Here is a 10,233-nt window from a genome sequence, read left to right as displayed (position 1 = left end):
AATCTCCCGGCTTCAGCCGGGCGAGCACTTCAACACCAGCTCTCCACCAGGCAGATCCGCGAGAACCAAGCGGTTACTGTGGAGGACCTGGCGGTCAAGGGGCTCGCCCGTACGCGTCTGGCCAAGTCCGTGCACGACGCGGGATGGTCCGCGTTTGTTGCGATGCTGGAGTACAGGACCGTCAAGTTCGGCCACACGTTCCGTCGTTCGGGCGCTCGAGCCCACGTCTCAGGTGTGCTCGCAGTGTGGTGTCAACGACGGCCCCAAGCCGCTGCATGTCCGTGTGTGGGCGTGCGTTCGTTGCGGGGTTGTCCTCGACCGGGACATCAACGCGGCGGTCAACGTCGCCAAGGCCGCCGGACTGGCGGTGACAGCCTGTCGAGCACAGGTAAGACCAGGACTCGTCCCGGCGCAGCGCGGTGAAGCAGGAATTCACCGAGACGGTTTTTCACACAACCGTGGTAGGAATCCCCGGCCTTGAGGGCGCGGAGCGGAAGTCAACCAGGCGTCATTGCCGACAACATCTCGCTCCGCCACCGCGCCGCCGCCCTCAACCTTCGCCGACTGATCAAACACGGACTCACCCGCACCAACAACACCTGGCACGCCCCGACCACCCCACGACGAAGAAGGGGCCTCCCGGGCTACGCCCGGAAAGCCCCTCAACAAGATCTTCAGCAGTCTTCTAGCGGCCGACCTTGTTGTTGCAGCCCGCGGTCGAGCCCAGGGACGAGCTCTGCGCACCCGGGTTGCCCTCGCCGTTCAGCGCGTTGCCGCCCAGGCCGTTGCCGATGCCGACCTGGCCGAGGATGTCGACGTTGCTGTCGTGCGACCCGCAGGTGGTGCTCTGGATGATGCTGTAGCCGCCGTCGCCGCCCTGGCCGGCGTGTGCAGTGCCGGCGCCCAGGAGTCCTGCGCACCCGAATGCGGCGACGAGGACAGTGGCCGTGCGGAGCTTGTGCATGTCATCTCCGTGAAGTGAGGTAGAGAACGATCGACATTTGGTGCGGTAGTCAGGGCGGATGCGAAACACCCGATAACCAGCCAGTACTGCCGGGTCTTGGGTGGTTCCGGCTGCCCTCGCAGACCTGGCGGCACGCAAATGGTCCCGGCGCCCCTGTGCCGGGACCATTTGTAAGCCGGCGACTTGGCGCCGGCCGGAGCGTCAGAAGGCGCTGTTGTTGCAGCCCATGGTGGAACCGAGGTGGGTGGACTGGGCGCCGGGGTTGCCCTCACCGTTGAGCGCGTTGCCCAGCAGGCCGTCGAGGAGGCCGACCTGGCCGAGGATGTCCAGGTTCAGGTCGTGCGACTTGCACTGCGAGCTCTGCGTGATCTGGAACTTGTCGTTGCCGCCGCCCCTGCCCTGGTCGGCATGGGCCGTGCTGCCCATGAGACCGATGCTGCCGAGAGCGGCGACAAGGACGGCAACGTTGCGAAGCTTGGGCATGTCATCTCCGGTGGAGTAAGTGGGGTGCGATCCATGGCGGATCGACTTCTACCGTTACCGGAGACTAGTAAGAAATGCCGCAAAACGGGCAGTGGCGCGCCGGTCTTGTGATCGAGCAGTAGAAGTGCCCGAAAGCCGTATCGCAAGCGGACGGGCCCATCTGCCGCACATCCTGGAAGGGCCCGTGCCGGGCGTCGACGCGTCATCGCCCCGTAGCGCTACTGCGATTGCGCGCTGGCGAAGGAGTTCGCCTGGCTGTTGGCCTGGGTGCACTCCACCCCGTGGGTCTGGGAAGCGGCAAGCAGGGCGACGGGGACATTCGCGCCGACCAGGTTCTGCGGGCTGCACTCCTGGGACGGACGGAACAAGTTGGCCTGGCTCAGCGGGGCGCCGTGCCCGTTCTGCCCGGGCTGCGGGGGCTGCGGAGTGAGCTGCGGGCTGATCTGTGGGTTCAGTTGAGGGTTGACCTGCGGATTGACCTGGGTGCCCTGCTGCGGGGGCGCCTGCCGCGCAGCAGGCGGCCCGTATGTCTGCACGGACGCCTGCGAGGAGGACATCGAAGCGGCCTGGGCGTCCGGCTGTGAAACAGGAGGCGGCGCCCCGTTGTAGGCGGCCGGAGTCACGGCGGAGCTTGGGCCGGCCCCGACGGCGGACAGACCACCGGCTGCTGCGACGACGAGCGCGATGTGCTGAAACTTGCGCATTGAATACTCGGCCCTTCATTGACCTGTGCACTGGAACCCTGTGCACGGAACGCTGGTGAAAATGCAGATGAGGCAGTGCAGTGTCGCTGCTCTGCTGACTCGTGCGGCTACGACAGATCATCGTTGTTGCCCCGTGCGGAACGAGGTCAGCGCGGACTCAGATACGGGTGCCGGGCCGTGCTCACCCATTTGCCGCAAGAGCGTACGGGCCGCTCCAACACCCCTACAGACAGGGGCAAATGGGTGATGGACTGGTGCGTGCCGTGACCACACCGAGGAAAACCTCGTTCCACGGGAGGAGGGCAGCGACCGTCAACCTGAAGAAGGGGCGAGGGAATTCACTGCCGGCTCCAATGCGAAGTCCGCGTGCTGCTGAAGATTGACCGCTGCTGACGGTGCGGTGCGAGTATCGCGCCGACGGCACGCGTGACCGCACTGAATGCAATGGATCCATTTTCAGGTATCGAAGGGCCGAGGGTTTAATGCGCAAGCTTCATAAGGTCGCGCTCGTGGTAGCAGCGGCCAGCGGTCTGACCGCCGCCGGCGCCAGCGCCAGCCATGCCGACGCTCCCGTCGGACAAGGCGGTTACATTCCGGCGTCGGCTCCCGATTACCCGGCCCCGCAGGCCGCTTACCCGGCCCCGCAGGCCGCCCCGCCGGCGCCGCAGGCCGCTTACCCGGCCCCGCAGGCCGCCCCGCCGGCGCCGCAGGCCGCTTACCCGGCCCCGCAGGCCGCCCCGCCGGCGCCGCAGGCCGCTTACCCGGCCCCGCAGGCCGCCCCGCCGGTGCCACAGCACAACGGTGCCGTCGCCACGGCCTCGTCGGGGGGAACGGCACAAGCCGCCGCCACGCCGTACCAACAGCAGGCCGCCCCGATGCAGCCGGCCCAGGCCGCCCCGATGCAGCCGAGCCAGCCTGCCCCTGGGCAGCCGCAGGTCATGCCGCAGGTCGTGCCGCAGGTCATGCCACAAGTCGCCCCGCAGGTAGCCGTACCCCAGGCCTTCGGCCCGGAGCCCCCGATGCAGGTCGCCCCGCAGGTGAACCCGCAGTTCAACCCACAGGTGAATCCGAACATCAACCCGGTCCTCTCGCCGGCGAGCGCACCGCAGCTGTCACCGGTCGGCCTCGGACAGATCGCGGCACCCCCCGTCGGCCAACTGGGGCTTCCCCGACTCGGCTGACGGCCCCCCCGCAACCCCCACTCCATCTGCCAAAGACTCCATCTCGATTAACGGAGAACCAATGCGTAAGCTTCAGTCGGTAGTTCTCGTAGGCGCCATCATCGGCACCGTCGGATCCCTCAGCGGCGCCACCGCCTTTGCCAACGAGCGGGGCAACGATTTCGACATCACGCAGGGCATCGAGTGCCGCTCGCACGACATGAACATCGAGGTGATCGGCAGTGTCGGCGCCCTCACCGGCCTGGCAGGCAACCTGCTGAACGGCGAAGGATCCCCGGGCGCACAAAAGAGCCACCTCGGTTCAGACATGGGCTGCAACAGCCAGGCACTCTGACCCACCCCCGCCACCAACCGCACAGACCATCCTGTCAAGAGAACCTCACTGCCATCACACGTGAGGGGCCACTGATCGGGTGACCGGACCGGTGTCCGCAACGCATGAGGCTCGCGCCGGGTGCGCGGTCGCCGAGCAGGCCAAAACACCTGCCACGTCCGGGCCTTCGCCGCCATGCACAGGGGCCGCCAAGGCGAGCGCCTGCCGGACTGGCTCGACGCCGTCCGGCAGGACGACCGGCCCAGCCTCCACACTCTCGCCGCCGGCATCGAACGCGACCGCGGCGCCGTCATCGTCGGCCTCACCCTGCCCTGGAGCTCGGGTGTCGTCGAAGGCCATGGCAACCGGATCAAGATGCTCAAGCGCCAGATGTTCTGCCCGGGCAGGGTTCCAACTCCGCGGCAAACGAATCCTATTGGTGTGACGGAAAGCGGCCGCTGCACAGAAGGCTAGCCAGAACCGCTGGAAGTGAACGAAGCCAGACGCCCTTGCCTCGGCAGGCCCACCCGCCGGCCGCTGGCTTGCACACGCGTCCACCCGTCACGCCCCCGTCACGTCGCGCGGAGGGAAAGGCCGGCCTGAAGCCCCTCGGCCCAAAGCGGCGCCAGCCCGCCAGCGTTCCTCTCCTGACCGCTTCTTCGACAAACGGCACCGGCCCGGGGCAGCAGTACAACCAGCATCAGCGCCCTGCACACGCCCCGCCGCGAACACGGCCGTGTCCGGCTTCCTGCCTGACGCCCGTCCCGTCCACCGGGCCCCGATCCACACGCCGCCTCAGTTCCCCCCCTGCGATCAGCGCATGCACCCGTCGCCGTGCCAATCCCGACCACAAGCCCTGCGTACAGAAGAGGTGGTCCACCCCGGGCCGTGGCACCATCTCGCCAAAGAAGAAGCCGGGCGCCGCATTGACCAGGCCGGCACATACGGCGGCCGCCCCAACGGCCCACCACACCGGCGGGCCTGTGCCAGTAGCGGGCGCCACCCCGGAGGCAGCTTCAGGGCGGTTTCAAAGTGGGCCGATCACGGATTGTTGCTGGTCACGGCAGCGTGACGAATGCGCTGGCGGGCAGCCACGTATGCAACGAAGCCCCGGTTGATGCCAGTGACCCGTCAAGTGACCTGTATCGCCCGGAGTTTCGATGTGCCGCAACCCTGCCACTGTATGCCTGATCAAGTCGCCCTCGCGTCAGCACCGCGTGATCGCCAGCCTGCCGGCAGCGATTCTGAGAAGTGCTCTGACCCACAGGTTGGAGCGGGTGATGTTTCTGCTCGATGTGCTGACTGACAATCGACAGAGGAGCTCAGCCGACTGACCTGGCGAAGTAGGGGCCGGACCGCGGGCGTGGTGCCCGCCATAAGTGGTGGTCCATGCAGTGGATGTGGTTGTTCTCGCCGTTGAACTCCACCAGCGCGCATGCGAAGTCGACGCAGACGGCGTACATGATTTCCTGAATAACGAAAGAGCAGTGACGGCCTGTGCGATGTTCTGATACTCAGTCATAAGCCAACTGTTGTGAGTACGGTGATCCGCGTGCAGTTGAGGTACAGCTTGCGTCTGTATCCGAATGGCCCGCAGCGCTTGGCGCCGGCTCGGGCGTTCGGGTGTGCGCGTGTGGTCTACAACGATGCGCTGCGCGTGCGTGAGTCCGCCCGCGCTTCAGGTGATGCGTTCCCGAAGACCGGGGGGCTGTCCAAGCTGTTGACCACCGAGGCGAAGAAGACCGAGGCTCCAGCAGTCTCTTCGGGACCTGGACACCGCCTATCGCAACTTCTTCGACGGACTCAAGGGCAAGCGGTCGCGGATGGGCGCGCCCCGTTTGAAGTCCCGCAAGGACAGCCAGCAGGCCGTTCGGTTCACTGCCAACGCACGGTGGAAGATCACACCAGGCGGGGACTTGTCCCTCCCGAAGATCGGCGAGGTGCGGGTGAAATGGTCCCGTGTCCTGACCTCCGCTCCGTCTACCGTGACGGTGATCAAGGATGCGGCCGGAAAGCACTTCGCGAGCTTCATCGTGGTCATCGAGGTCGGAAGATCGACGCTCCGCGCTTTCTGCGTCGGGCCGGGAAGAAGCTGAAGCGCGGGAACAGCGGCGTCTGTCCCGTAAGGCGAAAGGCAGCAACAACAGGATCAAGGCCCGGCTCAAGGTCGCCCGCGCTCACGCGCAGGTGGCTGACGCGCGGTTCCACCACGAGCTCTCAACCAAGCTGATCCGCGAGACTCAAGAGGTTGCAGTGGAAGACCTGGCGGTCAAGGGGCTCACCCGGACACGTCTGGCCAAGTCTGTCACGATGCCGGCTGGTCCGCGTTTGTCGCGATGCTGGAGTGCAGGTCAAGGCCGGCCCCAAGCCCCTACACGTCCGTGCTTGGTAGTGCGGTGCGTGCGGGGCCGTCCTTGACCGGGACATCAACGCGGCGGTCAACGTCGCTAAGGCCGCCGGACTGGCGGTGACAGCCTGTGGACCGCAGGTAAGACCGGGACTCGATGCCGAAGCTGCTGCGTGGACTGACCTGTCCTGACAGAGCCTGAACAAGTAATGGGCCCCGGAAGAAGTTGCCACACTTCCGGGGCCCGTACCTCGACGCGGAACGACACCCTTCTAACGACACTGCGCCTCACAAGTCACGCAGCGCCCGCTCAGTGCCGGGCGCACAGCCCCTGCGGAGCCTGCTGCTGCCCCTGGGATCCGGCCCTGCCCGCGGTGGTACATCCGCAGCGCCCCGACTCCCTCACGGCCAGCGGGCGCCGCCTCGCGCAGCAGACCCGCCGAGGGCGTGCCCGGGTCTCTTCCTGGCGCAGACAGCCCTCAAGGGTGTCCGGCTCCAGGCCGGTGTGCCGGCAGTTCGCGGTGACCAGCATGGCGGCGCAGTCCACGCATCCGCCGCATCCATGGCCCGGCACAGCGGCATCCGCTCCCAGCCGCGCATGACGTCAGGGACCGGATAGTCCAAGATCTCTTGCAGCCAGCGTTCGACTGCCTCCGCAGCGCGCTCATGTACCGCGCAGGCACAGCGGCCCGGGCATCGCAGAGGGTTCCTTGACCGCACGCCGGAAGGGCCATCCCAGGCAGTCACAGCCTCTTGGCTCACCTGGACGGACCACGCTTCGCCCTGGCCCGGCGCCGGAATGGGATGCACGGGGCAAGTCCCGATCCCGTCGCTGGAACCCCGTACAGGCGCGGCCGCCACGAAGGTTGCCGTGGGCGGGCGGCGGGCGGCGGGCGGCGGGCGTCGAGGTGAGCTCCGGTCCTTGGCGCCGCACCCACCACACGCCGCCCGACGAACTACGGGCCCACGCCTACCAGCCCCCGCTGGACCAAGCCACCGAGGCGTACGCCTGCCACCAGCGCCGGAAAAGCACCGGCATCACCCGGCTCCGCGCGATCTGATCCGGCCTCATAGCCAGTGCCGCCGTCACCTTCGGCCTGCTCCACGCCCTGCGGAGCCGCCGCTCCGCCCGCGAACTGCTGCCGGCCACCGGCCCCAGAACCTGATGGCCGGACACGGCGGCCGCCGCCGTCCTGACGCTTCGGACAGCGAGAGTGACGGCGGCTTGACCCGGAAGGAGTCGATCGAGACGAATCTGCGGTTCAACTCCGGCGACCGAGGCCGGCCTTGCCAATATCGGGCTACCTGGACGCCCGCGCTCTGACCTCAGCGCCACGCACTGCGGTTCGGGGCCTCATAGTCGGCTCGCCGCCCTTGTCCAAAGGGGGGCACACCCAGTGGGGCCGTGCGGCGTCGGGTCAGCGGGTACGGACGGGGCGGAAGCGGCGGTACAGGACCGCACCCGCCAGGAGCGCGGCGCCGGCGGCAACGGCGGGGGCCGTGAGGTCCCCTCCGGTGTCGGCCAGCATGGGCGCCGCCGCGTCCGGGGTGTGCGGGCCGGGCTGGGACGGGACGAGGGCCGGAGGCTTCGAGGCCCGGGGCTTCGGGGCCGGGTCGTTCGAGGGCTGCGGGGCCCGGGGCTTCGAGGCCGGGGGCTTCGGCGCCGGGTCCTTCGAGTGCTGGCGGGGCTGGTCTCCGGGGCCGTTGACCGACTTGTTCCCGAAGGCCGGGTTGCCCAGGCCGACCACATTGACACTGTTCCCGGATACGTTCACCGGAAGGTCGACCGGCAGCTGGATGCCGTTGCCTGAGATCAGCCCGGGCGAATCTGCAGTGAGACCTTGAGCCGACGCTCCGCCGGAAGCGGCCGATCCGCCCCTGTTCTTCGAACCGCCGGCCTTCGAACCGCCGGTCTTCGCCGCGCCGCCCTTGTTCGCGCAGGTGTTGCCCGCGGCCGGGTTGAGCAGCCCCACGACGTTTACCGTGTTGCCGCAGATGTTCACCGGCACGTCCACCGGGATCTGAATGGCGTTGCCGGAGAGTACCCCGGGCGAGCCAGCCGTCGTAGCGCCGGCGCTGGCCCCGTCGGCCGCGAGGGCGGAGGACACCGGGAGCGCCATGGCCATCACGCCGGATGCGGCGGCGACGGCGAACACACCGTTTCGGTTAGCCCATTTCATAGGTTCCCTGCTTTCCTGACATCATCACGGGCACTCACCCGCACCTCATAAAACGCAAAGGAACCGCCAGAGTTATGGGTGCTGTCTTCGAAGCCACCCCGGGGCACTAGTCCTCAGCTTGTTCTTTAACCTCCGGCGTCGAAATGTGCCTCGAACTAGGCCACTCACCACGGCATTCTCCGGACGCTGAGGCGGCCTTCGTCTGATCTTGCGCTCCGACCAAGGTGCACCGATCAGAAAGCGATCAGAAAGCCGTGAGGGCGAGTCGGCTGCCTGATGCTCCAGCAGGGAAAGCATTTTGAGGAAGAGCCACGTTCTCGGGACGAGTGGTACGCCTGTCTGACCGTCCGGGGCGACGAGCTGTTCGAGCTGGCGGACGAGGTGTTGTGTGCGCCGGGTGCGGTGCACTCGACGGTGGAGCCTACGCTGCTGCCCGGACACCAGCGCGATCATGGCGCGATGTAACTCGTTCGTCGCGGTGCTGGAGATGGGTGCCACGTCATGGACGCAGATCCTGGACACGGGTCCGGCTCGGTCCCGCCGACGATGAGACAGCGGTCACCGCCACCTGGCTCCGCGATGTTGTTGAACGGCTCAACGCGGCGGGCCATTGGCGGCCCGGGGATCCGGACATCGTCCCCGCGCACGCGCGGATGGTCCCGCGGCCGCGACCGCCTTCGCGGCGGATGGGGCCTGCTCCCCGCGCACGCGGGACCATCGTCACGGACGCCGGATGCGACGTCACCCGCCTGGCCTGGGTCCTGCGAGACCTTCCCGTCGAGCTGGTCGGGCGGATCCGCGGCGACTGCGTGATGCGGTTACCCGCCTCTTCGACCCGAAAGGCGGACGGGGCCGTCGAATCACGGCCCGGAGTTCCGCTTCGCCAAAGCCGGAGACCCGGCCCGACCCCTCGGTCACCACCCGCATGGCCACGGCGAACAACGCAAGGCCGTCACGCGGGCATGGGACCGGGTCCATCCGCGGCCGACCCACCGGGCCGCCTGGCTAGATCATGAAGGTGAACTCCCTCTGGTCGAAGGAACGTTGGTCCGCCTGGAGGTCGAGCACCTGCCGAAGGACCGCGAGGCGCCGGCAGTATGGCTTTGGTCCTTGAAGACCGGCGTCACCGACGCGGACGTCGACCGGGCCTGGCAGGCGTTCCTCCGGCGCCCGACCTGGAGCACACCCCATCCGTAGTTAGCGACGTTCCGTAGGAGCGGGTGCTTGTCGGGATGTTCGAGTACCAGGTTGTGACATCTAGGGGCAGCCGGGCCGATCAGGCCTCAACGTAGACCGGGTGCGCGATCTTGGTACTCATGGTGGTGGCGGTCGCGTGGGCACTGGGTGGATGCCTGGAACACACCGGACTTCCACGCCTGGCGGAAGACCGAGCACCGCTCAGTGCCTTCGAGGCCGCCACCACCGCCAACACCCACCACCTTGACCACTCGTTGGTGTTGGTGGTGCGAGCCCACCGCGCGGTGACCCCGCGATACGCCCGAGTCGTCTGAGCTCCCGCTGAGACCGGGGCCCGTGGCGTGCGCCGGTGCCACGAACGGCTAACGCGGTGGAGGCACATCCGCGCGGCGGTTGGGCGTGAGACCGACCAGTCCGCAACATGAGGAACTCGCCGGCGTAGGGGGCGTGGAATGGTCGGACGGTTGTTCCTGGGAACTGGAGAGAGCCTCCCCGGCCCCGCGCATGCGGCGCGGGAAGCGCAAGGGGCTGCCCCCTCGCGCGGCCACACGCCATGGACCACCCCGGACGCTTGGCGGCCACGGCGCCCTGCGAACGGTCGAGGAAGTCCTACCGCTGACCTGACCGCTGAGTGCGCGTGCTGCGGTGCGCCCCTTCACCGTTCCTCGGTGGAGGGGGCATGGTGTGTTGCGTCGTTGCGTCGCGTTCTCTCGTCGCCGTCTGTCCGAGGGCCAGCTGCTAGTACTCCAGCAGTACTTCGTGGCTTGACCTGGGGAAACGTCGAGCGGTGGGAGTGTAGCGGGCAGAGTGCTGTCACGGACGGCTTCTGCCCGCCGGCCCCTCGAAGGAGTGCCCACGACTTCG

Annotated in this window: 10 protein-coding genes and 2 pseudogenes; 7 read left to right on the top strand and 5 right to left on the bottom strand. The window is 67.8% G+C overall.

From position 1 onward, the window contains the following. Positions 1–436 (top strand): annotated as a pseudogene (locus J7E89_RS39565) (RNA-guided endonuclease InsQ/TnpB family protein); the annotation flags it as partial. Between the two features lie 249 nt (positions 437–685). Here J7E89_RS39565 and J7E89_RS39560 read toward each other — a convergent pair. From J7E89_RS39560 to J7E89_RS39550, 3 genes are all read right to left on the bottom strand, one after another. Then, positions 686–964 carry a hypothetical protein gene (locus tag J7E89_RS39560; RefSeq protein ID WP_214981280.1) on the bottom strand — a complete coding sequence of 93 codons (279 nt, stop codon included), beginning with the start codon at positions 962–964 and terminating at the stop codon, positions 686–688. A gap of 201 nt (positions 965–1,165) precedes the next feature. Further along, entirely contained in the window at positions 1,166–1,447 is a 282-nt protein-coding gene (locus J7E89_RS39555) for a hypothetical protein (RefSeq protein WP_214981278.1), read from the bottom strand. A gap of 218 nt (positions 1,448–1,665) precedes the next feature. Further along, on the bottom strand, positions 1,666–2,151 hold the full coding sequence (locus J7E89_RS39550; protein ID WP_214981276.1) for a hypothetical protein: 486 nt from the start codon (positions 2,149–2,151) through the stop codon (positions 1,666–1,668). 482 nt (positions 2,152–2,633) lie between these two features. Here J7E89_RS39550 and J7E89_RS39545 point away from each other — a divergent pair, with 482 nt between their 5' ends. The 3 genes from J7E89_RS39545 (at position 2,634) to J7E89_RS42590 (ending at position 4,119) form a co-directional block, all read left to right on the top strand. Beyond that, positions 2,634–3,332, top strand: a complete 699-nt coding sequence (locus J7E89_RS39545; protein ID WP_214981274.1) for a hypothetical protein — start codon at positions 2,634–2,636, stop codon at positions 3,330–3,332. 61 nt (positions 3,333–3,393) lie between these two features. After that, a complete protein-coding gene (locus tag J7E89_RS39540; protein ID WP_214981272.1) occupies positions 3,394–3,666 on the top strand; it encodes a hypothetical protein in 273 nt (90 codons plus the stop codon). Positions 3,667–3,840: 174 nt separating this feature from the next. Then, a complete protein-coding gene (locus J7E89_RS42590) occupies positions 3,841–4,119 on the top strand; it encodes a hypothetical protein (RefSeq protein WP_374196993.1) in 279 nt (92 codons plus the stop codon). Between the two features lie 848 nt (positions 4,120–4,967). On the opposite strand, the gene J7E89_RS39530 is transcribed toward J7E89_RS42590, so the two are convergent. Then, positions 4,968–5,108 carry a hypothetical protein gene (locus J7E89_RS39530; protein WP_214981270.1) on the bottom strand — a complete coding sequence of 47 codons (141 nt, stop codon included), beginning with the start codon at positions 5,106–5,108 and terminating at the stop codon, positions 4,968–4,970. An 89-nt stretch (positions 5,109–5,197) separates the two neighbouring features. On the opposite strand from J7E89_RS39530, the pseudogene J7E89_RS39525 reads away from it, so the two are divergent. Together J7E89_RS39525 and J7E89_RS39520 are read left to right on the top strand one after the other, a co-directional pair. Next, positions 5,198–6,184 (top strand): annotated as a pseudogene (locus J7E89_RS39525) (RNA-guided endonuclease InsQ/TnpB family protein). A 716-nt stretch (positions 6,185–6,900) separates the two neighbouring features. Then, a complete protein-coding gene (locus J7E89_RS39520) occupies positions 6,901–7,053 on the top strand; it encodes a hypothetical protein (protein WP_214981268.1) in 153 nt (50 codons plus the stop codon). Positions 7,054–7,410: 357 nt separating this feature from the next. Here the strand turns inward: J7E89_RS39520 and J7E89_RS39515 are convergent, their stop codons facing one another. Continuing rightward, complete coding sequence (locus J7E89_RS39515) at positions 7,411–8,172, bottom strand: chaplin (RefSeq protein ID WP_214981267.1); 762 nt, start codon at positions 8,170–8,172, stop codon at positions 7,411–7,413. A 1,044-nt stretch (positions 8,173–9,216) separates the two neighbouring features. Here J7E89_RS39515 and J7E89_RS42585 point away from each other — a divergent pair. Next, positions 9,217–9,369 (top strand): hypothetical protein, encoded by a 153-nt coding sequence (locus J7E89_RS42585; RefSeq protein ID WP_214981266.1) that lies wholly within the window; start codon positions 9,217–9,219, stop codon positions 9,367–9,369. Positions 9,370–10,233: the final 864 nt, after the last annotated feature.

Origin of the sequence: Streptomyces sp. ISL-100 (assembly GCF_018614615.1) — a bacterium.
GTDB lineage: Bacteria > Actinomycetota > Actinomycetes > Streptomycetales > Streptomycetaceae > Streptomyces.
Note: the sequence above shows the minus strand (reverse complement) of the source record. Positions and strands in the feature narration are given on the sequence as shown.